The sequence below is a fragment of the Pantoea sp. PNA 14-12 genome (genome assembly GCF_004364735.1).
GTDB classification, from domain to species: domain Bacteria; phylum Pseudomonadota; class Gammaproteobacteria; order Enterobacterales; family Enterobacteriaceae; genus Pantoea; species Pantoea stewartii.
The window spans coordinates 467341-493610 of sequence record NZ_SOAJ01000002.1 but is presented as its reverse complement, the minus strand read 5'-3'; the positions used below and the strand labels follow the sequence as shown (position 1 = coordinate 493610).

The window sequence follows — 26270 nt, the reverse complement described above, 5'->3', positions numbered from 1 at the left end:
GTGACATCATGCGCACGCCAGATTACCCTTCAGACGACCATGTGAAATGGGCCGCCGTTGACGATTATTTTTCACAGTTGTTAGCGCCGCCCGATAACCACCTCAGCGCGGCCCTCCAGGCAAACAGTCAGGCCGGGCTGCCAGCTCATGATGTTTCGGCGATGCAAGGCAAAATGCTGGCGCTGTTAATCAGCATTCAGAATGCCTCACGTGTGCTCGAAATCGGCACACTCGGCGGCTACAGCACGATCTGGATGGCGCAGGCGCTGGGCGAGGGGGGAACCATCACCACGATAGAAGCCGATCCCCGCCATGCGGATGTTGCCCGCGAAAATATTCATCAGGCTGGCCTGTCCGAACGGGTTAGGCTGCATGTGGGGGCGGCGCTGGATGTCCTGCCGCATCTGCAGGCTCCCTTTGATCTCATTTTTATTGATGCGGACAAAAAAAATAATCCCGGCTATCTTCGCTGGGCCATTCAGCTCTCCCGGCCCGGCAGTCTCATTATCGTCGATAACATTGTTCGCGGCGGTGCCGTGATTGATGCCGGTTCTACCGACGGCAACGTGCAGGGCGTACGTGAGTGTCTGCGGCTGCTGGCCAGCGATCCCCGACTGGAGGCGACCGCGATTCAGACCGTGGGCGAAAAAGGCTGGGATGGCTTTGCGCTCGCCCGGGTGAAAAGCCGCGAGGAATAAGCGCAGGTTGTCTGCCGGCACGCAGGCCGGCAGAGGACGGTTAGCGGTAGCGATGCGGCTCAGGGTGCGCATGACGCCAGTGGCGTCGTTCATGTTCCCACTGGCGTTGCCGTTCACGCGCGTGCCAGCGACGTTCCCGTTCCGCTTCCTGATGACGTCGCCAGGCATCATGCCGCCACCAGCGTCTTTCCTTATAAGCGTAGCGATCGTTAAACCAGCGCGGTTCACGCCAGCGGTCGCCATCCCAGTAATAACCCCGGCGGTCCCGGTCGCCCAGATGCAGCGTGACGCCTGGAGCCAGGCGTATCTCATTTCCCGAGGCTTGTGCTGTGTGCATCGCCAGCGGCGTTAACACTGCTATGAAAGCAGCAAAGCATACTCCACGTATCATTATCTTCTCCTGCAGCAGCTTATAATTACTGCTGTCACGTCATTCTGACGGTATTGCACAAAGAAGCCTGCACATGTTGTCTGAAAATACGCGAAAAACAGGGCTTTGAGAGTTTTCTGGCACAGCCGCCCGCGTACGCGGGCAACCCGTATCAGGCCAGTATCGCCTCAATGGCGGCGAGTTCGTCTGTCGAGAGCGGTGACTGGGTCAACATCTGCACCGCGTCGTCAATTTGTGCCGTTTTACTGGCCCCGATCAGCACGGAGGTAATGCGCGGATCGCGCAGCACCCACGTTAACGCCATTTGCGCCAGTTTCTGCCCACGCTGTTCTGCCAGATCGTTCAGCTTACGCACCCTGGCCATTTTCTCTTCCGTCAGCTGATTTTCATTCAGGAACTTACTGCCGCTGGCGACGCGGGAATCGGAGGGAATACCCTGCAGATAGCGATCGGTCAGCACACCACCCGCGAGGGGCGAAAATGCGATACAGCCTGTGCCATGCTCATCCAGCGTCTGCAATAAGCCCTGTTCCGGTGTGCGTTCAAACAGGGAGTAGCGGGGCTGATGAATCAGGCAGGGTGTTCCCAGATCGCGCAGAATCGTCATCGCTTCAGCAGCCCGCTCCGCCGGATAGTTGGAAATGGCGGCATACAGCGCCTTGCCCTGACGGACAACGTGATCCAGCGCCCGCATGGTTTCTTCCAGCGGCGTTTCCGGATCGGGACGGTGATGGTAAAAGATGTCAACGTAATCCAGGCCCATTCGACGCAGGCTCTGGTCCAGACTCGCGACCAGATACTTGCGCGAACCCCAGTCGCCGTAAGGGCCTTCCCACATGGTATAACCGGCCTTGGTCGAAATAATCAGCTCGTCGCGATGCGCCTGAAAATCGTCGCGCATAATGCGACCAAAATTGCTTTCTGCGGAACCGGGCGGCGGACCGTAGTTATTCGCCAGGTCAAAATGGGTGATGCCGCAGTCAAACGCATGGCGCAGCAACTGCCGGCTGGTCGCTAATTGGGTGCTGTCACCAAAGTTATGCCACAGGCCCAGTGAAATCGCAGGAAGCTTCAGTCCACTGCGTCCACTTCGACGCCATTGCATATGCTGATACCTGTCGGGGCGAGGAAAAGCTGTCATAGAAAAGTCCTGAGTGAAAACGATTAAATGTGCCAAAACAGTGGGAGTGTATACGGTTACACTCAGGATTAATCCGTGTCAGATCGCATATCTGCCGAATAATCCACGGTCGTAACGCTTGCTTGCCATGTAATCCGTTGGCGAAATGACAGGCACTGTTCGCTAAATTAACGCCATGTCAGATACTTATCAAAACACTCCCCTAAAGGAATTCGCTATGTCCTCTTATACGGTTGGTGATTATCTGTTGGCGCGTTTGCAGGCGTGCGGTATTCGACATCTGTTCGGCGTACCGGGTGACTTTAATCTGCAGTTTCTGGATCGGGTGATTGCGCATCCGACAATAAGTTGGGTGGGATGTGCCAATGAGCTGAATGCCGCTTACGCTGCGGATGGCTATGGACGCTGTTCGGGTATGGCGGCGTTGCTCACCACCTTTGGCGTAGGGGAGCTCAGCGCAATCAACGGTCTGGCAGGCAGCTTCGCAGAGTACGTGCCCGTGATTCATATCGTGGGCGCGCCGTCGAGCCAGGCGATGCAGCAGGGAGACTGCGTGCACCACACCTTAGGGGATGGCGATTTTGGCCATTTCATCCGCATGGCAAAAGAGGTTAACGTCGCCACCGCGCAACTGACCGCTGAGAATGCCACCGCCGAAATTGACCGGGTTTTGAGCAGCGTTATCCAGCAACATCGTCCGGGCTATCTGCTGTTGCCTGTCGATGTTGCCCAGGCCGAAACCGCTGCGCCCGTTCATCCCCTGGTATCGTCGGCTTTGTCACCTGAATCCCTGCGCAGCGCGTTTCGCCAGGCCGCCGAGCGGTTACTGGCACCGGCGCAACGCGTCTCACTCCTGGCCGATTTCCTGGCGCAGCGCTGGCAACAGCAACCGGCGCTGGCTGCGTTACGTGCCGGGCGTGCTTTTCCGTGCGCCACACTGCTGATGGGCAAAGGCGTGCTGGATGAGCAGCAGCCGGGGTTTGTGGGCACTTACGCAGGTGAGGGCAGTGAAGGCCCGGTACGCCAGCAAATTGAAGAGGCAGACGTCACGCTCTGCGTCGGCGTGCGCTTTACGGATACGATTACCGCTGGATTCACTCAGCAATTTCGCCCCGATCGGCTGATCGACGTGCAGCCACACAGCGCCAGCGTCGCGGGACAGACGTTTGCCCCGTTGTCGATGGCCGATGCGTTGCAGACATTACTGCCGTTGTTCGAACGCTATGGCGCAGGCTGGCAGTCCGCCGGGCCAGTGAAACCGGCGGCGCCTGTCCCTGACGCGGCCATCATCAGCCAGTCTGCCTTTTGGCAGGCCATGCAGTCTTTTATCCAGCCCGGCGATATTATTCTGGCGGATCAAGGCACCGCGGCGTTTGGCGCGGCGGCGCTGCGCCTGCCTGCCGGGGCGCAGCTGCTGGTACAGCCGTTATGGGGATCCATCGGTTATACTCTGCCAGCCGCGTTTGGTGCCCAGACGGCACGCCCGTCACAGCGCGTCATCCTGATCATTGGCGATGGTTCGGCACAGTTGACCATTCAGGAACTCGGCTCGATGCTGCGGGATGATCAGCATCCAATCATTTTTCTGCTCAATAATGAAGGCTATACTGTGGAGCGGGCCATTCATGGCGCAGACCAGCGTTATAATGATATTGCCCAGTGGAACTGGACAGCGCTGCCGCAGGCATTCAGTTTACACTGTCAGGCACAAAGCTGGCGCATCAGTGAAACCGTGCAACTGACCGCACTGATGGCGCAACTGACACAACAACACAGACTGTCGTTTATTGAAGTCGTGATGCAAAAAGATGACCTGCCGCCCCTGTTACGTAAAGTCTCAGCCTGTCTGAGCCAGCGCAACGGCGGATGAGATTCGGAAAGTTGCCTCTGTGCAGGCCAGACTAACGCGGTTAGGCTGTTGCACACACGAGTCAGACGCTCACCTCAAGCTTCGGTGGGCGTTGTTGTTTTATCGGCAGGATTTTATAGTGTCCTCCAACTCTTTAAGACCCCCAAGCGGAGCACCAGAAGAATGACAACTTATGCCTTGGTCGGCGATGTCGGCGGCACCAATGCCCGCCTCGCTTTGTGTGAGGTGGAAAGCGGCAGCATCTCCCAGACCAAAACATTCGCAACATCAGACTACGACAGCCTCGAAGCCGTCATCCGCCATTATCTTGATGAACAAAAGCAGGATATTAAAGACGGCTGTATCGCCATTGCCTGCCCGATTACCGATGACTGGGTTGAAATGACCAACCACGACTGGGCCTTCTCGACTAAAAAGTTGAAGGCGAATATCGGTTTTGAACACCTGGAAATTATTAACGATTTCACCGCTGTCTCCATGGCGATTCCTATGCTCGGCGAAGAGCATGTCATCCAGTTTGGCGGTAAATCGGCGGTGAAGGATAAACCGATCGCGATTTACGGTGCGGGAACCGGCCTCGGCGTCAGCCATCTGGTACACGTCGACCAGCGCTGGGTCAGTTTACCCGGTGAAGGGGGACATGTTGATTTTGCCGCTAACAGCGAAGAAGAAGATCAAATTCTGGAAGTCTTAAGGGAAGAATTAGGTCATGTTTCAGCAGAACGTGTGTTGTCAGGCGCTGGTCTGGTCAATCTCTACCGTGCGATTGTAAAAGTCGATAACCGTGAGCCGGAGAATCTGAAGCCACGTGAAGTCAGTGAGCGCGCCCTGGCGGACAGCTGCACCGACTGCCGTCGTGCCTTATCGCTGTTCTGCGTCATCATGGGCCGTTTTGGCGGTAATCTGGCGCTGAACCTCGGGACCTTCGGTGGCGTTTACATCGCGGGCGGGATCGTGCCGCGTTTCCTGGAGTTCTTCAAAGCCTCGGGTTTTCGTGCCGCTTTTGAAGACAAAGGGCGCTTCCGTGACTATGTTGCCGATATCCCGGTTTATATGATCACGCATGACCAACCCGGGCTGTTGGGTGCCGGTGCGCACCTGCGCCAGACGCTGGGCCGTATTCTCTAGTTTGCAGGCTCTGTCCTGCCCGACGCAAGGGCAGAGCCGCCTTTCCCTCTCACAACCGCATCAGTAGCCGAAACGCTTTTACTTTGCTGCGGCTGACCGGTACCTGTACTTCCATATCCCGCAACTTCAGCAGATAGGTATTGTTAAACCAGGGTTCGATTTCCCGGATTTTGTTGAGGTTGACGCAGTAGGACCGGTGGCAGCGAAAGAACAGGTGTTCGGGCAGGCGTGAGCAGAATTCCGTCATTGTCATCGACATCACATAGGCTTCACGGCGGGTATAGACGAAGGTTAACTTCTCGTGCGCCTCAACGTAGTAAATGTCATTCACGTCGGTCACGATAATGCGTTCATCTTTGGTCAGATTCACGGTCAGTACGCTCTGCGCCATCGGCGTCTGAGTGGGCGCGTGCTGTTGCTGCCAGGTGGCTTCCAGCTTGTTCAGCATCGTGACGATACGGGATTCATGATACGGTTTCAGAATATAGTCAAACGCTTCCAGTTCAAAGGCTTCCACGGCATGCTCTTTCCAGGCCGTGATAAACACAATCAGGGGCTTATGAACAAACTGATGAATACTCTTTGCCAGTAACATGCCATCCAGAGAGGGAATATTGATGTCGAGAAAGATCACATCAACCCGATGCTGCTGCAGATATTTGAGGACATCCAGACCGTCATCAAAGCAGGCCGCTATCTCAATCTTACTGTGTTGCTGAATCATCCAGCTCAGCTCTTGCTGGGCCAGAAATTCGTCCTCGACGATGATGGCTTTCATGCAAGGTTCCCCATCAGTAACTGCCCGGTTTTGCTCAGTGTAAACGCGATTTCGGTGCCGGGCTGATGACGCGCAATGTGCAGCCCTTCGCCCGAGAGTAACTTCACCCGGTGATGGACATTTAACAGGCCAATTTTATTGCCGGGCATTTCGTTGCGAGCCACACGATCAATCACCTCGTCACTGATCCCTTTACCGGTATCACGCACGGCGATGCGCACGCGGTCGCCCAGGTCTCGCACACTTAACGTCACCACACCTTTACCTTTACAGGGCTGAATGCCATGAACAATAGCATTCTCCACCAACGGCTGAATCAGCAGGCTGGGCAGGGAAAAATGCAAATCCTCGTCAATGTCATAAATCATGGTTAACTTATCGCCAAAGCGCGCCTGCTCAATCGCTATATAATCTTTTACCTGCCAGAGTTCTTTCTTGATATCGATAAGCTCATCGTCATTCAGTTCGAGGTTGTAGCGCAGATAGCGCGATAAGTTGATGACCAACTGGCGCGCCGTATCGGGATTGAGCCGGATAGATGACGAAATGGCATTCAGCGCATTGAACAGGAAATGCGGATTAATTTTGCTCTGCAGGGCACGCAGTTCCGCTTTATTGGCCATTTCGCGCAGTTGCTCCGTACGCGAGACTTCCAGCTGCGTCGAAATAATCTGGGACAGGCCTACCGCCATCTCTTTCAGCGAGCCGGTGATGCGGTGCGCACGACGGTAATAAATCTTCAGCGTGCCGGTCACCTTGCCTTTTTCCCACAAGGGGATGACGATCATGGAGTGAATATCTTTCGTCCGGTGGGCTTCGTCATTGTTTTTGATGATGATCTTCCCACTGTGCATCGCCTGCGCCGTCGTCGGGCTGATCCCGTCGTCACCATGCTGGTAATTGTGTTCACCGTAGCCAACATAGGCCAAAATCTTCTGCTTGTTGGTCATCGCGACGGCATCGGCCTTGATTTCCCGTCGAATGATGTCACAGACACGGCGCAGGGAATCGCTGTTGACCTGACGGAACAGCGGCAGGGTCTGGTTAGCGATATCCAGCGCCAGTTTTGCCTGACGTGCCGCAATAGCCTCTTTTTCACCTTCCACGCTCTGCACCAGCAACACGATTAAGCCAATGCTGGCGGCGCCCAGAATCATCGGCAGGGCAATTTCAGAAACAATGGTCAGCCCGAGCGCGGTTGGCGTGGCCCACAACACGATAAGCAGCATGGTCAGACTTTCGCAAAACATGCCGCCCAGAATCCCTACCAGCCAGCGCCGTTCGCGCTGCACCCGGCGATGAATGGCACCGGCGACAATGCCGGCGATGATGCTGGTCATCAGGCAGGGCACTGACGTCACACCATGAATATCTATCAGGAAGCGGTGCAGACCGGCAATCACACCGGTGGTAATGCCAACCCAGGGACCAAACAAAATACCGCCAGCCATCACGGCGATCACCCGTACGTTGAGCAATGAACCGTCGACATTGACCCCTGACCAGGTACTGAAAAGTGCAAACAGTGAAAAAATGGCAATCACGGCCGCTTTTTCCAGCGCCGTATGCTCATCTTTCTGCAGGATCTGACGAAAAGGTGGGGTTCGCGTCAGAAAAAACAGGCAAATCAGCATCAGCGCCGCACGGTCAAAGACGGCCAGAAGCATAGTAAAGTGTGAAGTCACAGGCGACTCTTCAGCGAGGTCAAAGAAGGTTATGATAAAAAATGTGATGATGTTGTGCCAGCGTGCCTGACAGCCAGCCGGGCAGTTCATGTTTTAGATCAATTTATTCAAAAGCTGAAAAAGAGGAAATGTTGAGCTCATTTAAGAGGAACGTTTTTCCGCTGCCAGTGCGGCCCGGTCCACTGTGGTCAGGCCCGGTGACTTTATTACGTGTTATCGCCCGGAGTGATGTATGCATCTGACTACCTCGCGTTTGACGTTAACCTCTTTGCAGCCTGAAGACTGGCAGCTGTTTCGTGCGGTACATGAAGATCGCGATACTATGCGCTGGGTAAGTGACATTCCCGATGAAGATGATATCCGTGAGCGGTTTCGTCAGCGTCTGGCACCCTGGCAACCCGGCAGTTTTCACATGTTATGCCTGGTCATCAGGCGGCGCGACAGCGGGGAAGCCATCGGGTTATTGGGTTGTACGCCTGAATGGCAGCCCGCCCGTCAGGCGGAGGTGGGATATATGCTGCTGCATCGCCACTGTGGTCAGGGGTTTGGCAGTGAAGCGCTGGAAGCGCTGTGTGCGTGTTTGTTCGACGCCGATTTTCTCAAACTCCGGGCGCTGGTGGTGGAAGGAAACTGGGCTTCCCGGCGAATTCTGGAAAAAAACGGCTTTCTGCTGAAACGGACGCTGCAAAATAATTATCTGCTGAATGACCGCTGGGTGAATGACTGGCTGCTCGAGCGGCTCAATCCGGGAAAATAAAAAATTTTCTGCTCCTCTCGACAAAGTTGTTATTAGCGCGTTATGTTCTTGTTGAGGTCACCACAGTGACCAGCGTCGCTCGGACGGTCCGGGCGCTAACGTTTCCAGAGGATACCATGGCTGATAACAGCACCACTCGTCGTTTCTCGCGTATTGAACGCCTGCCCCCTTACGTCTTTAACATTACCGCTGAACTGAAGATGGCTGCGCGTCGGCGCGGCGAAGATATCATCGACCTTTCAATGGGTAATCCCGATGGCGCGACGCCGCCGCACATTGTCGAAAAACTGTGCCAGGTGGCTCAACGTGAAGATACGCACGGCTATTCCACATCGCGCGGTATTCCTCGCCTGCGGCGTGCTATTTCACGCTGGTATCAGGAGCGTTATCAGGTAGATATTGATCCCGAATCGGAAGCGATAGTCACCATTGGTTCCAAAGAAGGTCTGGCTCACCTGATGCTGGCCACGCTTGACCATGGCGACACGGTGCTGGTGCCGAATCCCAGCTATCCCATTCATATCTATGGGGCCGTTATCGCAGGCGCTCAGGTGCGCTCCGTCCCGCTGGTGGAGGGCATTGATTTCTTCAATGAGCTGGAGCGTGCTATTCGCGAGAGCTATCCCAAACCTAAAATGATGGTGCTGGGTTTCCCGTCGAATCCCACTTCTCAGTGCGTAGAGCTGGACTTTTTTGAGCGCGTCATCGCGCTGGCCAAACAGTACAACGTGCTGGTCATTCACGATTTGGCCTATGCCGATATCGTCTATGATGGCTGGAAAGCGCCGTCCATTATGCAGGTGCCTGGCGCACGGGATGTGGCCGTCGAATTTTTCACCCTGTCAAAAAGCTATAACATGGCCGGCTGGCGCATAGGTTTTATGGTGGGCAACAAAGAGCTGGTCGCCGCCTTAGCCCGAATCAAGAGCTATCACGATTACGGCACTTTTACGCCCTTACAGGTCGCGGCGATTGCGGCCCTGGAAGGGGATCAGCAGTGCGTGCGCGATATTGCCGAACAGTATAAACGTCGCCGCGACGTGCTGGTGAAAGGGCTGCATGAAGCGGGCTGGATGGTGGATGTTCCCAAAGCGTCGATGTATGTCTGGGCAAAGATTCCGGATCATTATGCGCATCTGGGCTCGCTGGAATTTGCCAAGCACATGCTGCAGGAAGCGAAAGTATGCGTTTCACCCGGCGTGGGCTTCGGTGATTATGGCGATACGCACGTCCGTTTTGCACTGATTGAAAACAGCGATCGTATCCGACAGGCGGTAAGAGGCATTAAGGCGATGTTTCGCGCCGACGGCATTTTGCCGGGCAGCGTGAAAAGTATGGAAGAACAGATTTAACATCCCATTGGGGCGACCACCTGTCGCCCCTGTGGAATGCCTGCAGAGACTACAGCATCAGCACAAAGGTGCCGACCCAAAGTAGTACAAAGAAAGAAATTCCCATCAGCGCATATTTCACAAGCGAACTCCTCTGAGCGGTTACGATATTGGCGATCCCATCCAGCGCAACGCGGACAGAAAGGATAAGGTCGCCGTTCAGATTTACGGTCAACGATCTCCCGTACGAACTGAATAACTCAGAACAGGATCGGGGCTAATCTACGCGTATTCAGACCGAAAATAAATAGTTTGGTTCTGAGAGTTTGTTCACATTTTTATCGAACGTCAATGTCCGGCACTGCCGACATGCCTACGCGGAGTTGCGCCAGGTTTTTCTGGTCCTGGTCCAGGACAATTTTAACCGGTAATCGCTGAACCACTTTCGTGTAGTTGCCGGTCGCATTATCGGGAGCAATCGCCGCAAATGTCGCGCCTGTCGCGGGGGCAAGACTGTCGACGTGACCGGTAAAAATCTGGTCAGGCAAAGCATCTACCCTGATGCGGACGGGTTGACCCGGACGCACATCCTGCAACTGCGTTTCCAGATAATTCGCGGTGATATAGGTTTGTTGTAACGGCACCACCGCCAGCAAACGGGTACCGGCGGAAACATAGGCGCCCAGGCGCACTGCGCGCTGTCCCACCATGCCGGCCACCGGGGCCACAATGCGGGTGTAAGACAGATTAAGACGTGCCTGGTCGACGCTGGCTCGGGCGGCAGCAACATCCGCTTCGGCGGATCGGACGGCTGCCTGCAGCACGCCAACCTGCTTAATCGCAGAAGCGAGCGCGGCTTCACTCTGACGCACCGCGGCGCTGGCAGAGCGCTGCGCCGAGCTGGCTTTTTGCTGCTCGTCAGCGGCAACGGTGCCGCGCTGATAGAGACGGTTATAGCGTTCGGCACTCTGTCCGGCATACTGCGCCGAAGCCTGACTGGCGGAAACGCTGGCCTTCTGTTCATCAATGACCGACTGCTGCTGCTCCAGCTGTGCTTTGCTGCTCAACAGTTTGGCTTCACTGACCTGCAATGCGGCCTCCGCGCTTTCCAGTGCCACTTTGTAATCGCGATCGTCCAGCGTCGCCAGGAGTTCACCGGCGGCAACCTGCTGGTTATCTTTCACCCTGACGCTGGCGATGTACCCCGACACTTTGGGCGCAACAAGGGTGTAATCGGCATTGACCCAGGCATCATTGGTACGGTGATCGTTACGGGTCATCACGGACCAGACAATCAGCGCCATCGCCAGCAAAACCAGCAGCAGCAGGGAAAGCAGCACGGTTTTTCTCATTACTAAAGCACGCATATACAGTTATCTCGACGTGGAGGTTGCAGGTTGAATCAAGGTTTGGGGCGGCCAGACGCGTTTGGGCAGCCAGGCGGTGACGACCAGCAGCAGCAGCGCAAAACCGATCAGCAGCAGCCAGGTATCACTCAGGCCGAGCACCAGCGCCTGGTGCTTTATCTGGGTAGCAAAGCCGCGCAGATTCTCGACGGAACTCACGCTGCCATCGGGCAACAGCGGAAACTGACTGCTGGCCTGACTGCTGTTGGGGGCGGTCATCAGCCACGGCCTGCTGCCCGCCTGGTTGACGAGGATACTGGAGTGAAACTGTTCACGATGGCTGACAAACCATGACACCAGGGTAGAGGCCGCAATGCTGGAAAACCCGCGTACCGTGTTGAACATCGCCGAGGCAAAAGGTCCTTCAGGCGGTGCTACCACGCTGGTCGCGCTCATCAGCACGGGCAGAATCACCATCGGCTGGCCTACGGCCTGCAACGCCTGAATCAGCCAGAAGTTATCCCGCGCCCAGTCCGTTGTGATCTGCATACCGAGCAGGCAGGAGGCAATCAGGAAGCACAAGCCCACTGCCAGCATCCAGCGACAGTCAATCCAGCGGATATTCAGCAGGGCGGCAAGCAACGGCGCCACAATGAGCTGGGGCAACCCAATGGTCAACGCCAGCGGCGCGAACTGGGCGATGCGAAAGCCATCGACCTGGGCAAAATAGCTGGAAGGCAGGGCAGAGCCGGACAGCGACACGATCAGGACGCCGGCCAGTACCAGCAGGCCGTGCAGCAGGTTAGGTCGCCGCAGCATCTGCAACTTAAACAGCGGCAGGGGATGGAACCACTCATTGATTAAAAAGACGATGAGTAACGGCACGGCGGCCAGCAGCATAGCGGCAATCAGCGGAGAATCCAGCCAGTCAAGCCGTTCGCCCTGGCTGAGTACCAGAATGATTAACGCCATCCCGCTACAGCCTGTGAGCATCCCGAACAGATCGATCTGCTGAAAACGTTCTGTGCGCAACGGATCCTGAGGCAATCCCCAGCCGGTTAATACGAGGGCTATCAGCATACCGGGCACAACCTGCCAGAAGACAAACATCCAGCTGACCTGATCGGTCCAGAAGGCGGCCAGCGACGCGGCCATATTCGGCCCGAAGGTGGCAGTAAGGGCATAGGCGCCTAATCCATAGAGCTTGAACGGCGGTGGCAGAAAACGCAGGGCGACGGTCATCAGCATCGGCGGCAGCGCGCCGCCAAAGAGCCCCTGGATCACGCGTAATACCATAAAGAGCACAGGATCGGTCATCAGCGGTAACAGTATTCCGGACAGCATAAAGCCGACCGAAACAAATAACGTAAAGCGGCGCAGGGAAAACGTCACCGCGAACCACGGCGCAATCATCATGGCGGCCACTTCGGCAGCCTGATAAGCCGAAACAATCCAGCTTCCGTCGTCGTAGCCCATACCGAGGGCAGCACGAATATCGGCCAGCGCAATATCACTGACGCGATCGTTGAGCCCGGAGGTCAGCGCCGCGATCCAGACGCCAAGCAGGCCCAGGGCGAGACGTAAGGTAAAGGGATGCAGCGGCGGCGCAGTGCCAGGCTGGGTCGTCATAGCAGGTGTCTCATTGTTTTTTTTGGTTCGATGTATTGCGATGCGATACAGGCGGGGCGATATTACATGGCAATATGCTGTATTGCAATGTGGTACACGCTGTAAAACGTGCGCTTTTCGGGTTACAGTAAGCCAGCTCAAAAAGGACGACGCTATGACTCAACAATCATCCAGCCGCGAAGATGAAAAAACGGGCGGTATTCAGGTTATTGCGCGCGCGGCTAAAATTCTTAATGCTCTGGGCGAGCATCCCGGTGGCATGAGTCTGGGCGAAATCGCGCATGCGGTTGATCTGCCGCGTTCTACCGTACAGCGCATTGTGGCCGCGCTGGACAGCGCCGAACTGGTTCGAAGCAGCGGGGCGGGCGGATTGCGTCTCGGGCCAGCTTTACTGAAGCTGCTCGCCAGCGTGAACACGGATGTGGTCGATTTGGTCAAGCCGCTGCTGGAAAAACTGTCGGCGGATACCAATGAAACGGTCTCCCTGTCCCGCGCCAGTGGTGCGCAGCTTGCCGTCATTCATTATGTTGTGGCGTCGCGCGAGCTGCGGGTGGTTCCCCGTATCGGACTGGAGCTACCGCTCTACAGCACCTCGGGTGGCCGCGCCTTGCTGGCGCTGGAAAGCGATGAAGACGTCCGGACGCTGGTGGGAGATGCCTGGCGCGAACTCACGGACAAGACGGTTAAGACGCAGGCAGCACTGTTAGAGATGCTTCGGGAAGTGCGTGAAACCAGCATTTCCTACGACCGTGGTGAAACCCTTGAAGGCGTTTCAACCATGGCCTTTGCGCTCGATACGCTGTTTGGCCGCTTTGCGGTCTCCTTACTGGTGCCCACGGCGCGGTTTAAGAAGCATGAATCACGCTATCGTGAAGAAATGTTGCTGTGCAAACAGGCTCTGATTCGTGAAATTGGCAAAATTGCCGCTGTTGAAGGATGAGTGCTCAATGAAAACAGTATTAATGGCTATCGATAATTCACCGGTCGCGAAGAAAGTGGTGTCGTTAACGATCGAAGAAGCACAGGCGCATGATGCACAAGTGATTGTGCTGTGTTGTATCGATCCCGCCTATTCATCCTGTAGCCAGCCCATTGATATTGATGCCGGTGAAGATCCGGCAGATTTTGTGGCCGCGCAGGATGAGCAAAATACCGCTGAAATGGTGGTGCGTCATGCCCTGGCCCCCTTGCTCCAGGCCGGCATTAAGGCGCGAGGTATGATTCTGGCCGGCGAAGCGGCGGAGACAATCGTGGCCCAGTCCCAGCAGCTCAATGCCAGCATGATTATTATGGGGCGACGTCATTTATCGCCCTTTAACCGGTTATTAAAAGGATCTGTGAGTGCCGCTGTGGTTGAACGCGCGCATTGCCCGGTACTGATCGATGTGCGTAAGGATTAACAACGTAGTATGACTCTCCTGCTTTTTCTTACGCTGGCCGCCTTTGTGCTGCTGGCGATTATCATCGTTATGTTAGTCAGAACCACCCGGCTTAAAGCGTGGCAGGGCGTGGTTCTTTTTATCCTGCCGCTGTTGTTGTCGAATGTTTTATGGTTCAGCTGGATCCAGCCTCAGCAGCAGCAGGAGAAACGCTACGAGCGCGCGGCAGATTATATGGCACAAGCTACGGTGTATCGGGTGCTACGCACTCAGGAACCCGCGCTGTGGCAAATACTGACGCGCGATCTGGCGCGCAAACTGCGTGAAGGCGAACCCATGTTGCAGGCAACGGGCGAACTGCGCGGGTTATTGACGGATGTGATCAATCAGCGCCTTATGCGGGGTACTGACGCGGCCGTATTGAAATATATTGGCGTCTCGGTGGAAGAAATGCAGACGCTCAATAAAATTGACCCGGGCCTCTGTTTTCAGTTCCTTTATCCGCAGGTGAAGGGCGGCATCAATCTGGTTGAAACTCTGCCCGCCAGCCTGAACCAAAAAGATGCCGATGCCACCGAGTATTTGCTGCTTAACAGTCTGGGGGACGAACAACCGCTGGACCGCAAGCAGGCGCAGCACGATCTCAAAACCATCGTCGACCATCTCTACCTGAAGTGGGGCAATAAGCTGCAACAGCTGAATATGCCTGCCGATGCCGCCGTTGATCGGTCTTCCATGTGTGCCATGTCTGTCGATCTTTATAGTGCCATCCTCGCACTCCCGGACAAGCAAGCCGCCAATCTGCTTCGTAGAATGATTGCGCTTTCAGGCGAAGGTTAAAAAGAAAAAAGCCCGCCAGTGGCGGGCTAAATGCTGAGAGAGGCTTTTTTTAGAGTAATTCCTGGTGTTGTTCGTGAGGCTTTTCACTGGAATCAGTGTCGCAGTTTATTGGCATAACCTGCCAGTTGTTTAACCGTATTGAATCAATTGGTAAAACTTCGTAAATACGCAGTTGTTCGCGTACTAATCCTATAGATGCGCATTTTGCAGCGCCTTACACTGCGTCAAAATGTGAGGAAATAAAATGAAAATGGCAATCATGGGTGCATTTGCACTTATTTTTCTGAGCGGTTGTACCGCCAGTAAACCCGGGGCGTTTGAACGTGTTGATGAAGATCCCAGTTCAAATACCGTACAATATCGTTTCGACCCGCTGAAAGTGAATCGTGATGCAATGGAAATTGATATCGCGAATTACTGCAGCAATAAAGGTTTTGATAAAGTAGAGTCACTCCCTGTTCAGGACAGCACAATACCAGGTTTAAAGAAAACCTGGTATCAGTGTAATTACGCAGTGAAAAGTTAATGAATAAATGAGGTGGGATTATATCCCACCTTCTTTTTATATTATGCTGTGTGAAATCTTTGCCCTTCAGTGAATATCATTTTGTTTTATGCCTCCTTTCTGCTGCGCTGGAACGTCTGCGGATAACGCCTCCTGTCCAGGAGAAATAAAGGCTACCGACTGAGGGAACAGCGCGGCGGTAACGATGTCTGGCATACGGCACCTCCTCTTTTTCAATACTCAGGATAATACGCCGAAAAAGTGCAGCAAAAATGCAGCCTGTGTAGAGTTATTTCGATAAATATGTCGCGATATTTCAAAAAAGAACGCGAAAAAGAGGGTGAGCGCATATTCCAATCGGAATAGACCGAATAGGTATTAATATGCGTGAGACCTGTCTTAAAAACAAGGCTGACGTGCATGTGTGAAGATGGAAATTAGCGCTACAGTAATATCAGGACAATTAAAGGGAGACAAACATGACGCATAGGGTAAAAAACGTTCTGCCGCTTCAGGCAGAGCTGGCAGAATGTCCGCTCTGGTCTGTGCAGGAACAGGTGCTGTGGTGTGTGGATATTCTGGCACCGGCCATCCATCGTTTCGATCCGGCGAGTGGTGAGCTCTCCACATTTCCCCAGGCAGAAGAAGTCGGATGCATCGGTCTGCGGGAACAGGGCGGTATCATTGCCGCACTGCGTAGCGGCGTCTGGCTGCTGGACGAGCAGGGGAAACCGCAAAAAAAAGTGGCGGATAATCCCGGTATCGCCGGGAAAAGCCGCTTCAATGATGGCCGTGTGGATCCCTGGGGTAATTTCTGGTGCGGCAGTTTATGGGAGCCACAGGATAAAAACGGCGGCTTGCTTTGTCGCGTAACGCCTGATTTGACGCTTGAGGTGAAGGCACGCGACATCAAAATTTCCAATGGCGTTGCCTTTTCTCCTGACCGTCAGTGGATGTATCACAGCGATACGCCGAATGAAGTGCTCTATCGCTATCCGCTTGATGCTCAGGGCGAGCCGGGGCAGCGTGAAATCTTCCGGCGGTTTGATGCCCGTGGTGGCTTGCCCGATGGGGCGGCTGTCGACAGTGAGGGCTATTACTGGTCAGCCCTGTTTGACGGCGGACGCGTCGTGCGTATTGATCCGCACGACGGTGAAATCGTCGATGAGATTACACTGCCGGTGAAATGGCCCACCATGGTGACGTTTGGCGGCAGCGATCTCAAGACGCTGTTCATCACCAGCTCACGCGAAAACCTCAGCGAAGAGGATCTCGCCCGCTATCCGCAGTCGGGCGATATTTTTGCGGTGGATGTCGACGTGGCCGGTATGGAAGAGCCGCGTTTTCGCGGCTGATGATGAGGGCCAGGCTTATCTGGCCCTGTAACGTTACTGACGCTGCAACAGCGGTTCATGGGCTGGCTGGCTCTGCGGCAGGCGGATTGTCAGTGACAGCACCAGTGATATAACCAGCAGGGTCATAATGAGGCTGAAAGTGACCGTAAAGCCGCCAAACAGTGAAGCCACCAGCGAACCCATTACGCTGCCAATGCCAAAGCCGAGATAAATCAGGCCATAATTTTTGGTCAGATTATTTAAGCCGAAAAAGTCACTGACCAGCGAAGGGAAGACGGTAATGGTGCCGCCGAAGCTAAACGCAATGCAGGCCAGGGACAGGAAAAACGTGGTTTGATTCATCTGTGTAAACAGCATCAGGCTCATACCGATCAGTGAAACCAGTTGGGCCAGTGAGATCACGCGAATACGCACCATTTTATCGGACAGCACGCCCAGTACTAACCGACCACTCAGGTTTGCTACCGCGATGACCGTGACGGCGTTAGCGGCGGTCTGGGTGCTGAGGTGAACCAAACCTTCCCCGATGTCTTTTGCAACGCCAATCACATACAGCCCGCTCATACAGGCAGTCAGAAACATCAACGCCAGCATCCAGTACTGTGGCAGACGCACCGATTCGGCCAACGTATACTGACGCGTCGCTTCTGCCTGGGTAGCTGACGCAGATTGCAGCGGCGCATCGCGCATCATCAGTCCGCCAGCAATAATCATCGCCATTGCCAGCAGGCCCCAGAGCACAAAGGTCTGTTCAAGCCCAAATCTTGCCAACAGTGCCCCGCAAATGAATTTAAATCCCAGACTTCCCAGACCGTAAGCGCCAATGGCGCAGGCCGATATCATGCCTTTACGTTCAGGAAACCATTTCACACAGTTGGATAGCGTCATCAGATACCCTGCGCCATCGGCCAGACCTAACAACACGCCCGCGCTCAGGTACAGCATGATCAGATTATCTGCATGGGCGGTCAGCCCTAATCCCAGCGCCATCAATATACCTGCGCCGATAGTGACCTTACGGACGCCAAAACGCTCCTGCAGCTTGCCAGCCAGTGAAGAAGAGATGGCCAGCCCCAGGCTCAGTAAACCAAATGAAAATGCGATCTGGCTTACGGGCGCATCCAGTTTTTGCGCGAGCTGACCATTGAATAAGCTCCAGGTATAAACGGACCCCAGCGCTAACTGAGTTATCACCGTACCGATAAGTGTGAGCCAGCGTGTACGCTGGTGGGCAGTCTGTTGAGTCGCGTTCATTATGTTACTCCCAGGGGGAAACTGAATACTGGCGTCAGAATAACCAAAACCCCTACGCGCGAGGGCGGAAAGCGCATGAACGGAATGCAACGCGGAATGAAATGCTGTCAGGGCGGAATGAATGGCCGCGTGGGGTAAGTGTAACGAGGTGAGTCAAGTTAATGAAGGCAGGTAAACAGCAGTAAGGGAATATTACGGCCAACCTCTTTTCCCGGCAGGCTTAGCATTTTTTTGCCAGGCTTAAAGTCCATTCAACAGGAGGAAATATGAAAGACCGGACATATGAATCCATCACCAGTGAGGATGAAGTTTGCTGCATTATCGGTCAGGCAGTGATCGAACTGAGCGCAGAACAGCAGCCTGTCACGAAATCTACCCTGGCACTGAAATTATTGTCAATGGCGGACCGCGACAGTGACGACGAGCGGGTTCTGCTCTACTGGATTGCGCGCAAAGCGATCAATCAACCCCAGCATCTTGTCAATGCGCAGCAAAAACGGGCATGACGCCCAGACAGGAAAGGGCGCCATGCCCGCTACGGTTCCGTTTTGTTTACACAGGACACATCACCGTAAAATCATGGTAGCGCCAGGGACGGCGAAGACGCGTTCCGTCGCGCCCGGTGAGCACGACACCGTAAAACGTGACTTTCTCTGTGCCTCGCTGCTCTCGCTTTCTCTGCTAAGAGAGGTCATTACCGCCAGTGCGAAGCGGCACGATAGCGAGCCGCACATTTCCCACCTCCTCGCCTGCGATCACACTCAGACATACTCTGCACGCTGACAGAAACAGTTGACTATGGGACAAAGACACAAGTTTTCCTGTGCCCGGAGGCGTTATGCATTTCACATTCTTCAACTCAGCCTGCTTGCTGCTGGCGCTGACGTGTACGTCGTGCAGCCAGTCATCTTCTGGTCACATCCCTGCGGGTAAATGTGATGCGGAAGCGACCTACAATCTTCATTTGTCGCGTTTTGACGAAACGGCGCAACAGTTGGCGCACGGTACCGGGTGTTTTATCCAGACGGATTTGTCGCGCACTGGGGCTGTTCAGGTGAATCCTGTAGAGGGCACCATGACGCTTCGTGAAGCGCTCGGGCAGGCTATAAAAGGCACGCCGTTGAAGATTGTGGCGCAAACGCCGGATGTCATTACTGTCGAAAAATAATCGCGAATCACGGAGGTCACACCATGCGCAGAGGCGCTGCTTTGCTTATTTTGTTGTTAACCGCATCAGTCTGCTATGCCGCGCCAGGGGGCAACGGTGGGGAAGGTGGAAATGGCGGAGCGGGTGGTATGGGAGGCACAGGCGGTAACGGCGGTGCGGGCGGTAACGGCGGAAGTATGGACAATCAACCTGGCGGTGCTGGGTTGCCTGGCCACAATGGTCAGCGCGGCATGAATGGTTGTCCCGGCGGTACTGCGCCCTCTCAGGACGGCAGATTTTATCTGCCCGGCACACATGAGCAATGTAATCCAGCGCATCCAAAGTCGCATCCTAAACGGCATCACACCGTGTCGTCCGGGCAGATGGAACGAATCTGATAATCGGCTGGCCCCGCGCCTGTGTATCACCGGCTTGTGCGCAGGCAAGGCAGACATGCGCCGACAGGTCGGGCTGGTTCGTGGCTACGCACTAAGCGATTAACTGGCGCGTTCAGCAATCGCAGGGATGGGGTTGTTGCGGGAGAAAAGACAAACATGCATCACGCACTATTGCCCGTGGGCGGCCTTTTTTATCGCGCTGTGTTAACTGCGAAGGCGCAGGCGGTGCTCGCCGCACCCGGCCCGCAAAGTGCGGGGCGTTATCATCGCCACGGGCAACCGGCCTTGTATATGAGTCCGCTGCCGGAATGGTCCATCATGGCGGTATCGGGCTATATGCGTGAGGATGGCTTTTCACGCGTCCTGATTCCACTACGCCTGTCAGGGGCCTGGTTGGTAGATCAGCGCGATAAGGCAAAATGTGAGCAACTGGGAATCCTGCCAGAAGCCGCTGATGGCAGTTGGCGAATGGCGCTGCAGCAGGGGCGAATCCCGGATTCATGGCACAACGCAGATAAAGCCAGAGCAACAGGCGCGGATGGGATTATTGACCGTTCGCGTCTTATTCCCGGCGGCTGGCATATCTGTCTTTTTCAGTGGAACACGCCTTCTGCACCACGCGTGGCGGTAAGCGGCAAGCCCATCCCGATCACGCTTTCACCGGCTGGCCCCAAGTGGGGATTATAGTGCGGGCAAATTAAACCAAACCTGTCCCACGCTGCGGTCGCAAATAAACCGACGCTCGCTGCGGACTGGCTCTCATTTCACAGAGACCTGTTTATCCGCAGGCCAACTCAGAGAACCGTCGCCGATGTTTGCCGCGTCGGTTTCCTTCATTCCGTCACCGCCGCTGAGCGGTCAGTTGACCCCGTCGCGATGCCCATTATCCTGCTGAGCAACATTATGCAGGACCATGGCGGCGGCTCCGAATGCGACCGTATCCGTGGCCGCGACGTCCGGCAGACAGATTTCAGGCTGCACGACAGGTGTGCCGTTTAACGTATCCAGAGTGGAAAAGTCGAGCCAGGCCGCAAGCCGTTCACGCACCATCTGCGGAAGTGTCCCACCCAGATAGATCGCCGCTGGCGCGAGGACCGCATTCAGCATAAAGCCCAGCCGGGCGATCTCCGGGCCAGTACGTGCGATCCATTCGTCGAGAACCGCTGTGTTTTCGCTAAGAAAATGGTGCCAGACAGCCTCAGCGCGGCCTTCAGGTATCTGGCCAAGGCGATGCTTACACCACGCCGCAAGGTCAGTAAAAGAGGGGCGGGGCCTGTCGAGTGGCAGCAGCAGCCCAATTTCGCCCGCATTGCCCAGATGACCGCGATAACGTTGTTTGCCCAGGATAAGGCCACTGCCGACGCCCTCTGACAGATAGAGATAGATAAAATCGTCATGATTAGCCGCATTACCCAGCGTCATTTCGCCCATGGCGGCAGCATTGGCATCATTTTCGATTAACACCGGACAGCCCAGCGCCTGCTGAATGGCTTCGAACAGCCCGGGTTCATCCCAGGAAAGCACTTCGGGAGCCAGATGGAGCGGAGCCTGACCGCGCTGGAAGCGCGTCGGCATGGCAATGCCTGCGCCAATCAGTAAATGACCCGGTATGTGGTTTCTCTCAAGCAACGTTTTGTGGCCCTTCTGTATCTCTGAGCGGGCGCGGGCAAAGGTATCATAGTGGCCGGTCAGTTCAATTTCGTCGACCCGTTTCCCTTTGAAATCAAGCAGCATCAGCGTAACAGAGAAGCGGCTGGCATGAATCCCAACGGCATAGCCGATGGAGGAATTAAGCATCAGATCAATGTGGGGCGCGCCCCGGCCAGATGAACGCCGGGCTCCTTCGATGATGATACCTCGCTTGATGAGATCGCGGGTCATCATGCTGACGGCCGCCGCTGTCACCCCGCAACAATCGGCGATCTCAGCACGTGATGCGGCGTCGTTGCGACGCAGATAACGTAGTACGGCCGACTGCGTCGTACCGATTCCTTCCCAATGTTTTGATGAAGTCAACGCACCTTCTCCCTGTCGTTTTCACATGGTCATGAACCTGTCATTTAAATAAATTAACTTACTTAAATAATAGGCACAACGGGAATAAACACCATGTCAAAAAAACTCACAGTCCTCGCCACCCTCGTGATGTCCGCGTTGTGTGTTGGCATGACTCACGCAGAAGAGATAACGATCAAACTCGCCACGCTCGCCGAGCGCAGCGCACCGAACCGCATTACCAACATTGAAGATGCAGCCGACATCATGAACAAGCAATTTAAGGCTGCGGGCGTCGACAAACATATTGTGATTCAGGCCAATAGCAGTGCTGTCAAAGGCTGGGACGACTTCGCCATGGATATGCTGAAGGCGATGTCCGTCGGACAAGGGCCGGATATTTATGTGCTGCCCCATGAATGGATTGGTCAGTTTGCGAAGGACGGCTATGCCATGCAAATGAACGATAAGATCGCGGCGGCACCGTGGGTCTATGGCGACATCCTGCCCGTCCTGTGGGCGTCGGCAAAGGCAAACGATGGAAAGATCTATGGCATACCGCAGGATGCTGAAATACGCATGTTTTTTTACAACAAAGATATGTTGAGAAAAATCGGCAAGGATGAAGCCTTTATCAACGCCATACCGGCCAGGGTGGAGTCCGGTGATTTTACACTGGACGATCTGACGGCCCTTGCCAAAGAGGTCGTGGACGGTAAAGCGGCCCAGTACGGCATGTTGCACCGGCCGAATGTCGGTATTGATTATCTGATGGTTTTTCAGTCTTACGGCGTGAAATTTATGGATGACAAGACCGGCAAGCTCATCTTCCCTAAAGCAGAAATGGCGGATGCGCTTGGCTGGTATGAGCGCAATGCGAAGCAGGGAGTGACGCCGGTCGATAACACGGCGATGAGCTGGGATGCCATTCAGAACGCGTTCAAGCAGGAGAAGGCCTTTATCTTTCACCAGGGCGTCTGGGCGGTTGCCTGGCAACTGGGCGACAAAAATGGCGCGGTCTGGCCGACAGACAAAGAAGGGTATTTTCATAAGATAGGCTGGATCCCGGCGCCTGCGGCCAAAAAGGGCGGTCAGCCCTCAAACCTGTCGCATCCGCTTCTCTATACGGTGAACGCCAAAAGCAAAAATGCTGACATTGCTGCCGAACTGGTGGCACTGGCGACGTTGCCTTATTTCAACAACGAACATGCTGTGACGTCCTATCACACGGCCATCAGCAACGCGCAAACGGCGATGCCGAAATACCGCGATAACTGGGTGCTGTCAGCCGCTTCGCCCATGATGGTACACGCGAAGTTCGTGCCCAATCATATCCAGTTTGGCAGCTATAACAAGGTGTTGTTCAGCGGTCTCCAGGCGGTTGAAACAGGAAAAATGACGGCAAAACAGGCCGTTGATTTTATCGCCGAAGAGCTCGAACTGCAGTTTGGCGACGATATAGAAATCCGGTCGTCTGTCGCCAAAAAATAGTGCTTAGCCTGTAAAGCGTCGCTTACTCTCCAGGGAGATGTGGTCATGTCTCAGTTTCAGCCTCGGGCGCACCGGCCGGCCCGACCTGTGTTCTATCTCGCGCCTGCTATCGCGCTGTTGGCCGTCTTTTTCCTGGCGCCCATTATCGTCAATACCGTCATCGCCTTTACCGATATGGGCGCTGATCTGCGGGTCGGTCACTTCACGCTGCAAAACGTCGAGCGGATTGTCTTACGCGATGCGCGCATGCCTGCGGTGCTGCTGACGACGCTGATTTATGTCACGGCGACGCTGTTTATTTTTAACGTCGGGCTGGGTGTCCTGTTGGCGATAACAACGACGGCCATTCCCTACAGGCTGGGTAATCTTTTTCGCGGTCTCTGGCTTTTGCCACGCATGTCGCCGGCCGTCCTCTACAGTATTCTGTGGATATGGGTTGCCGATCCTACGCCGTCTGGTTTGCTCAATCAGGTAACCGGATCCTTCGGTCTGCCGCTCATGAATCTGCGTAATGATTTCCCCTTGTTTCTCATCATTGTGGCAAATGGCCTGGTCGGGGCATCGTTTGCCATGGTCATTCTGACTTCATCCATTCGTTCCATCCCTGCACATCTTGCCAATGCGGCGCGAGTGGATGGGGCGAGCGAATGGGGCGTGCTGCGCTATGTAGTGGCCCCCGCACTGTCTCAGCCCATTCGGTTTATCACCATCTATCAGGGGCTCTCCTTGCTGACGACCTACGAGTACATTCTGCTCATCACCGGTGGCGGTCCCGTCTACGATTCGACGCCTTATGCGCTCTATATCTACCGTCGCGCCTTTGAAAATGGGGCTTACGCCTATGGCGCGGCGCTGGCGCTTGGCCTGATGGTGATCGGCGTAGGCGTGACCTTAATGCAATGGCGGGTCAGTAATATGCGCGCGACGTTTGCCGCGCCGAAAATCGAGGTATTGTGATGTCACTCGTCCCAAACCCGGCAGTGGCCAAATCGAAATGGGCGCGTCTTGAACGCAGAGGCACAATCAACCGTGTCGGCTTCCTTTCTGCGCTCATTCTCTTCCTGACGGTGATGTCAGTGCCGATTCTGCTGCCTTACCTCTGGCTTCTGGCCAAATCGCTGACCACGTCTGATGCGTCCGTCAGCCGGCTTGTTCTGTGGCGCACCAGCGCAATTGCGGGCGTCGCGTATATCGGAGCGATCGCGCTTGCTTTCCTGGCAGAGCGTTTACGCAGACCGGTATTGTCCTGGGCTGCGCTGGGGATCGTTGTGCTGCTGCTTGTGATGATTTTTCTGATGCCACACATGACGTTGCACAACTACCGTTTTCTCTGGATGCGCGACATCGCGAATACGGGCACCACGCGCGTGGACCTGATGCCATCGGCCTGGACGGCACTTGGAAGCTCGCTGATCTTTGGCGTTTCACAAACGCTGATTGTCACGATCGTCGCTACCCCAGCCGCCTACGCGTTATCGCGCTTTGCCTTTGCCGGGCGGCAAAATTTTCTGCGCGGCTTGCTGCTGTTACATGCTTTCCCCGCGCTGGCGCTCACCATTGCCATCTTTATCCAGCTTCACTATATGGGCCTGCTCAACCATCTTTTCGGTGTGGTGATGGTGATGAGTGCGCTGGAGCTGCCTTATGCGATCTTCGTCCTGAAGGGCTTTTTCGACGCAGTGCCCTGGGATATTGAAATGAGCGCGGTGACCGACGGTGCGACCCGTTTTCAGGCTTTTCGTATGGTGGTATTGCCCCAGGTGCGTAGCGGACTGATTGCGATTGCCACCTTCACCTTTTTACGTGGTTGGGAGGAGTACGTTTTTGTTCAGACGTTACTTATCGACAAAAGCCAGATGACGATGAGCCTCTACCTGTTCTTTGTCGCACAGGATAATACGGGTGCGGATTACGGCATGATCGCCGCTGTGGGCATCATTTATTTACTCCCTGTGCTCGTTCTCTACACCTTTACGCAGAAATACATCACTCAAATGAGTTTTGGCGGTATCAAGGGATAATTGTCATGGCCTCGATCACTCTTAACAATGTCAGCAAAAACTGGGGCGAGACTCAGGTCCTGAAACCGATGAATCTTACCATTGAGAACGGCGAATTCGTCGCCATTCTCGGCCCCTCAGGATGCGGTAAATCGACAACGCTGTTTCTGCTGGCAGGGCTTTATGCGCCGACCAGCGGTGAGATCGCGTTTGACGGGCACAACGTCAATCGCATCGATGCCCGCGATCGCAACGTCGGTATCGTCTTCCAGTCTTATGCGCTTTACCCGAACCTGACGGTACGCGAAAACATCGCTTTTCCGTTACGTTTTAAAAAAACAGGTAAGGAGCACATTGCCAGGCGCGTGGAAGAGGCGGCTAATCTGGTGCAAATAAGCGCACTGCTTGATCGACGCCCGTCGCAGCTTTCAGGGGGGCAGCAACAGCGCGTGGCGCTGGCGCGGGCACTGGTCAAGGAACCGAATATTCTGTTACTCGACGAACCGCTTTCTAACCTCGACGCGACGCTCCGTATCACCATGCGGACGGAACTCAAGAATCTCCAGAAACGTCTCGGCTTCACCACCTTGATCGTCACCCATGACCAGCTGGAAGCCATTACCATGGCCGATCGGATCATCTGTATGAATCATGGCGAGATAGTGCAGATTGGGACACCTGATGACCTGTACAGACGTCCGGCCGATCGCTTTGTTGCAGGGTTTATCGGCTCGCCGCCGATGAATCTTGTGGAAGGACAGGCCGTCGGTGGGCTTCTGCACCTGGGGCAAACGACACTCGAACTGAACCACGAATACGACGGCCCCGTTTGTTTTGGTCTGCGTCCGGAAGATATCAACCTTATTGCCGCTGACGAGGCTCCCTTGTGTGGGGAGATCATGACCGTTGAGCCGATGGGGCGTGAAGTTTTCTACACGATTGACACGCCGGCCGGCACGCTTCGCGCGCTGGAATATGGTGAAGCGGTGCGTCATGCGCCTGGTTCCCGGGTAGGAGTAGCGTGCCAACCCGAACTGACTCTGATCTTCAATGCTGTCGGTAAACGCATCGTCGATCTTCATGCCAACCTCGCCGTAACCGGCCACCCCAGCAGACAGGTTCACGCTGGCTAGCTTACAGGACAAGATTTCC

Annotated in this window: 27 protein-coding genes; 18 read left to right on the top strand and 9 right to left on the bottom strand. The window is 55.0% G+C overall.

Annotated features, from left to right (window positions below; genetic code table 11):
• The first annotated feature begins 8 nt into the window (after positions 1–8).
• Positions 9–698 carry an O-methyltransferase gene (locus C7434_RS09850; protein ID WP_133745411.1) on the top strand — a complete coding sequence of 230 codons (690 nt, stop codon included), beginning with the start codon at positions 9–11 and terminating at the stop codon, positions 696–698.
• Between the two features lie 40 nt (positions 699–738).
• On the opposite strand, the gene C7434_RS09845 is transcribed toward C7434_RS09850, so the two are convergent.
• Both C7434_RS09845 and mgrA read right to left on the bottom strand, forming a co-directional pair.
• A complete protein-coding gene (locus tag C7434_RS09845) occupies positions 739–1089 on the bottom strand; it encodes a DUF2502 domain-containing protein (protein ID WP_033740783.1) in 351 nt (116 codons plus the stop codon).
• Positions 1090–1240: 151 nt separating this feature from the next.
• Positions 1241–2230 carry an L-glyceraldehyde 3-phosphate reductase gene (gene mgrA / locus C7434_RS09840; protein ID WP_006120370.1) on the bottom strand — a complete coding sequence of 330 codons (990 nt, stop codon included), beginning with the start codon at positions 2228–2230 and terminating at the stop codon, positions 1241–1243.
• A gap of 217 nt (positions 2231–2447) precedes the next feature.
• Here mgrA and C7434_RS09835 point away from each other — a divergent pair, with 217 nt between their 5' ends.
• Positions 2448–4100 (top strand): thiamine pyrophosphate-binding protein, encoded by a 1653-nt coding sequence (locus C7434_RS09835; RefSeq protein WP_133745410.1) that lies wholly within the window; start codon positions 2448–2450, stop codon positions 4098–4100.
• A gap of 162 nt (positions 4101–4262) precedes the next feature.
• Positions 4263–5228 carry a glucokinase gene (gene glk, locus C7434_RS09830; protein ID WP_039339845.1) on the top strand — a complete coding sequence of 322 codons (966 nt, stop codon included), beginning with the start codon at positions 4263–4265 and terminating at the stop codon, positions 5226–5228.
• Positions 5229–5277: 49 nt separating this feature from the next.
• Here the strand turns inward: glk and C7434_RS09825 are convergent, their stop codons facing one another.
• Together C7434_RS09825 and C7434_RS09820 are read right to left on the bottom strand one after the other, a co-directional pair.
• Complete coding sequence (locus C7434_RS09825; RefSeq protein ID WP_033740780.1) at positions 5278–6006, bottom strand: LytTR family DNA-binding domain-containing protein; 729 nt, start codon at positions 6004–6006, stop codon at positions 5278–5280.
• Positions 6003–7673 carry a sensor histidine kinase gene (locus C7434_RS09820; RefSeq protein WP_133745471.1) on the bottom strand — a complete coding sequence of 557 codons (1671 nt, stop codon included), beginning with the start codon at positions 7671–7673 and terminating at the stop codon, positions 6003–6005. The genes C7434_RS09825 and C7434_RS09820 overlap by 4 nt, the downstream gene beginning before the upstream one ends.
• A 250-nt stretch (positions 7674–7923) precedes the next feature.
• Between C7434_RS09820 and C7434_RS09815 the strand changes: the two genes are divergently transcribed.
• On the top strand, positions 7924–8448 hold the full coding sequence (locus tag C7434_RS09815) for a GNAT family N-acetyltransferase (RefSeq protein ID WP_039339839.1): 525 nt from the start codon (positions 7924–7926) through the stop codon (positions 8446–8448).
• A gap of 116 nt (positions 8449–8564) precedes the next feature.
• Complete coding sequence (alaC, locus tag C7434_RS09810; protein WP_133745409.1) at positions 8565–9800, top strand: alanine transaminase; 1236 nt, start codon at positions 8565–8567, stop codon at positions 9798–9800.
• 49 nt (positions 9801–9849) lie between these two features.
• Here alaC and ypdK read toward each other — a convergent pair whose 3' ends face one another.
• From ypdK to C7434_RS09795, 3 genes are all read right to left on the bottom strand, one after another.
• Entirely contained in the window at positions 9850–9921 is a 72-nt protein-coding gene (ypdK, locus tag C7434_RS22185) for a membrane protein YpdK (RefSeq protein ID WP_006120362.1), read from the bottom strand.
• Between the two features lie 196 nt (positions 9922–10117).
• On the bottom strand, positions 10118–11146 hold the full coding sequence (locus C7434_RS09800; RefSeq protein WP_054633387.1) for an HlyD family secretion protein: 1029 nt from the start codon (positions 11144–11146) through the stop codon (positions 10118–10120).
• Positions 11147–11152: 6 nt separating this feature from the next.
• Positions 11153–12754 carry an MFS transporter gene (locus C7434_RS09795; RefSeq protein WP_054687349.1) on the bottom strand — a complete coding sequence of 534 codons (1602 nt, stop codon included), beginning with the start codon at positions 12752–12754 and terminating at the stop codon, positions 11153–11155.
• A gap of 154 nt (positions 12755–12908) precedes the next feature.
• Between C7434_RS09795 and C7434_RS09790 the strand changes: the two genes are divergently transcribed.
• The 5 genes from C7434_RS09790 (at position 12909) to C7434_RS09770 (ending at position 16833) form a co-directional block, all read left to right on the top strand.
• Positions 12909–13694, top strand: coding sequence for an IclR family transcriptional regulator (locus C7434_RS09790; protein ID WP_006120359.1), 786 nt, complete (start codon positions 12909–12911; stop codon positions 13692–13694).
• A 7-nt stretch (positions 13695–13701) separates the two neighbouring features.
• Positions 13702–14154, top strand: a complete 453-nt coding sequence (locus tag C7434_RS09785; RefSeq protein WP_006120358.1) for a universal stress protein — start codon at positions 13702–13704, stop codon at positions 14152–14154.
• Between the two features lie 9 nt (positions 14155–14163).
• Positions 14164–14973 carry a hypothetical protein gene (locus C7434_RS09780; protein ID WP_033740770.1) on the top strand — a complete coding sequence of 270 codons (810 nt, stop codon included), beginning with the start codon at positions 14164–14166 and terminating at the stop codon, positions 14971–14973.
• Between the two features lie 244 nt (positions 14974–15217).
• A complete protein-coding gene (locus tag C7434_RS09775; RefSeq protein WP_006120355.1) occupies positions 15218–15499 on the top strand; it encodes a hypothetical protein in 282 nt (93 codons plus the stop codon).
• Between the two features lie 458 nt (positions 15500–15957).
• Positions 15958–16833 (top strand): SMP-30/gluconolactonase/LRE family protein, encoded by an 876-nt coding sequence (locus C7434_RS09770; protein ID WP_039339825.1) that lies wholly within the window; start codon positions 15958–15960, stop codon positions 16831–16833.
• 33 nt (positions 16834–16866) lie between these two features.
• On the opposite strand, the gene C7434_RS09765 is transcribed toward C7434_RS09770, so the two are convergent.
• Positions 16867–18087: an OFA family MFS transporter gene (locus C7434_RS09765; protein WP_006120351.1), complete on the bottom strand. Its 1221-nt coding sequence runs from the start codon at positions 18085–18087 to the stop codon at positions 16867–16869.
• Positions 18088–18353: 266 nt separating this feature from the next.
• Between C7434_RS09765 and C7434_RS09760 the strand changes: the two genes are divergently transcribed.
• From C7434_RS09760 to C7434_RS09745, 4 genes are all read left to right on the top strand, one after another.
• Positions 18354–18593: a hypothetical protein gene (locus C7434_RS09760; protein ID WP_006120349.1), complete on the top strand. Its 240-nt coding sequence runs from the start codon at positions 18354–18356 to the stop codon at positions 18591–18593.
• Positions 18594–18925: 332 nt separating this feature from the next.
• A complete protein-coding gene (locus C7434_RS09755; protein ID WP_039339814.1) occupies positions 18926–19255 on the top strand; it encodes an STN domain-containing protein in 330 nt (109 codons plus the stop codon).
• A 96-nt stretch (positions 19256–19351) separates the two neighbouring features.
• Entirely contained in the window at positions 19352–19489 is a 138-nt protein-coding gene (locus C7434_RS22030; RefSeq protein WP_185199127.1) for a hypothetical protein, read from the top strand.
• A 299-nt stretch (positions 19490–19788) separates the two neighbouring features.
• Positions 19789–20319 (top strand): RES family NAD+ phosphorylase, encoded by a 531-nt coding sequence (locus tag C7434_RS09745; protein WP_058701251.1) that lies wholly within the window; start codon positions 19789–19791, stop codon positions 20317–20319.
• A 171-nt stretch (positions 20320–20490) separates the two neighbouring features.
• On the opposite strand, the gene C7434_RS09740 is transcribed toward C7434_RS09745, so the two are convergent.
• A complete protein-coding gene (locus C7434_RS09740) occupies positions 20491–21648 on the bottom strand; it encodes an ROK family transcriptional regulator (RefSeq protein ID WP_133745408.1) in 1158 nt (385 codons plus the stop codon).
• 93 nt (positions 21649–21741) lie between these two features.
• Here C7434_RS09740 and C7434_RS09735 point away from each other — a divergent pair, with 93 nt between their 5' ends.
• From C7434_RS09735 to C7434_RS09720, 4 genes are read left to right on the top strand one after another with little or no spacing between them, the layout of a single operon-like run.
• Positions 21742–23118 (top strand): extracellular solute-binding protein, encoded by a 1377-nt coding sequence (locus C7434_RS09735; RefSeq protein WP_006120344.1) that lies wholly within the window; start codon positions 21742–21744, stop codon positions 23116–23118.
• Positions 23119–23163: 45 nt separating this feature from the next.
• On the top strand, positions 23164–24075 hold the full coding sequence (locus tag C7434_RS09730; protein ID WP_133745407.1) for a sugar ABC transporter permease: 912 nt from the start codon (positions 23164–23166) through the stop codon (positions 24073–24075).
• Entirely contained in the window at positions 24075–25139 is a 1065-nt protein-coding gene (locus C7434_RS09725; RefSeq protein WP_039339807.1) for a carbohydrate ABC transporter permease, read from the top strand. The genes C7434_RS09730 and C7434_RS09725 overlap by 1 nt, the downstream gene beginning before the upstream one ends.
• A gap of 5 nt (positions 25140–25144) precedes the next feature.
• Entirely contained in the window at positions 25145–26251 is a 1107-nt protein-coding gene (locus C7434_RS09720) for an ABC transporter ATP-binding protein (protein ID WP_054687361.1), read from the top strand.
• Positions 26252–26270: the final 19 nt, after the last annotated feature.

What these genes read in the sequence shown, in the direction of transcription:
- C7434_RS09850 (WP_133745411.1), top strand. Translation starts at nt 9, where the DNA reads ATGCGCACGCCAGATTACCCTTCAGACGACCATGTGAAATGGGCCGCC.
- C7434_RS09845 (WP_033740783.1), bottom strand. Translation starts at nt 1,089, where the DNA reads ATGATACGTGGAGTATGCTTTGCTGCTTTCATAGCAGTGTTAACGCCG.
- mgrA (WP_006120370.1), bottom strand. Translation starts at nt 2,230, where the DNA reads ATGACAGCTTTTCCTCGCCCCGACAGGTATCAGCATATGCAATGGCGT.
- C7434_RS09835 (WP_133745410.1), top strand. Translation starts at nt 2,448, where the DNA reads ATGTCCTCTTATACGGTTGGTGATTATCTGTTGGCGCGTTTGCAGGCG.
- glk (WP_039339845.1), top strand. Translation starts at nt 4,263, where the DNA reads ATGACAACTTATGCCTTGGTCGGCGATGTCGGCGGCACCAATGCCCGC.
- C7434_RS09825 (WP_033740780.1), bottom strand. Translation starts at nt 6,006, where the DNA reads ATGAAAGCCATCATCGTCGAGGACGAATTTCTGGCCCAGCAAGAGCTG.
- C7434_RS09820 (WP_133745471.1), bottom strand. Translation starts at nt 7,673, where the DNA reads ATGCTTCTGGCCGTCTTTGACCGTGCGGCGCTGATGCTGATTTGCCTG.
- C7434_RS09815 (WP_039339839.1), top strand. Translation starts at nt 7,924, where the DNA reads ATGCATCTGACTACCTCGCGTTTGACGTTAACCTCTTTGCAGCCTGAA.
- alaC (WP_133745409.1), top strand. Translation starts at nt 8,565, where the DNA reads ATGGCTGATAACAGCACCACTCGTCGTTTCTCGCGTATTGAACGCCTG.
- C7434_RS09800 (WP_054633387.1), bottom strand. Translation starts at nt 11,146, where the DNA reads ATGCGTGCTTTAGTAATGAGAAAAACCGTGCTGCTTTCCCTGCTGCTG.
- C7434_RS09795 (WP_054687349.1), bottom strand. Translation starts at nt 12,754, where the DNA reads ATGACGACCCAGCCTGGCACTGCGCCGCCGCTGCATCCCTTTACCTTA.
- C7434_RS09790 (WP_006120359.1), top strand. Translation starts at nt 12,909, where the DNA reads ATGACTCAACAATCATCCAGCCGCGAAGATGAAAAAACGGGCGGTATT.
- C7434_RS09785 (WP_006120358.1), top strand. Translation starts at nt 13,702, where the DNA reads ATGAAAACAGTATTAATGGCTATCGATAATTCACCGGTCGCGAAGAAA.
- C7434_RS09780 (WP_033740770.1), top strand. Translation starts at nt 14,164, where the DNA reads ATGACTCTCCTGCTTTTTCTTACGCTGGCCGCCTTTGTGCTGCTGGCG.
- C7434_RS09775 (WP_006120355.1), top strand. Translation starts at nt 15,218, where the DNA reads ATGAAAATGGCAATCATGGGTGCATTTGCACTTATTTTTCTGAGCGGT.
- C7434_RS09770 (WP_039339825.1), top strand. Translation starts at nt 15,958, where the DNA reads ATGACGCATAGGGTAAAAAACGTTCTGCCGCTTCAGGCAGAGCTGGCA.
- C7434_RS09765 (WP_006120351.1), bottom strand. Translation starts at nt 18,087, where the DNA reads ATGAACGCGACTCAACAGACTGCCCACCAGCGTACACGCTGGCTCACA.
- C7434_RS09760 (WP_006120349.1), top strand. Translation starts at nt 18,354, where the DNA reads ATGAAAGACCGGACATATGAATCCATCACCAGTGAGGATGAAGTTTGC.
- C7434_RS09755 (WP_039339814.1), top strand. Translation starts at nt 18,926, where the DNA reads ATGCATTTCACATTCTTCAACTCAGCCTGCTTGCTGCTGGCGCTGACG.
- C7434_RS09745 (WP_058701251.1), top strand. Translation starts at nt 19,789, where the DNA reads ATGCATCACGCACTATTGCCCGTGGGCGGCCTTTTTTATCGCGCTGTG.
- C7434_RS09735 (WP_006120344.1), top strand. Translation starts at nt 21,742, where the DNA reads ATGTCAAAAAAACTCACAGTCCTCGCCACCCTCGTGATGTCCGCGTTG.
- C7434_RS09730 (WP_133745407.1), top strand. Translation starts at nt 23,164, where the DNA reads ATGTCTCAGTTTCAGCCTCGGGCGCACCGGCCGGCCCGACCTGTGTTC.
- C7434_RS09725 (WP_039339807.1), top strand. Translation starts at nt 24,075, where the DNA reads ATGTCACTCGTCCCAAACCCGGCAGTGGCCAAATCGAAATGGGCGCGT.
- C7434_RS09720 (WP_054687361.1), top strand. Translation starts at nt 25,145, where the DNA reads ATGGCCTCGATCACTCTTAACAATGTCAGCAAAAACTGGGGCGAGACT.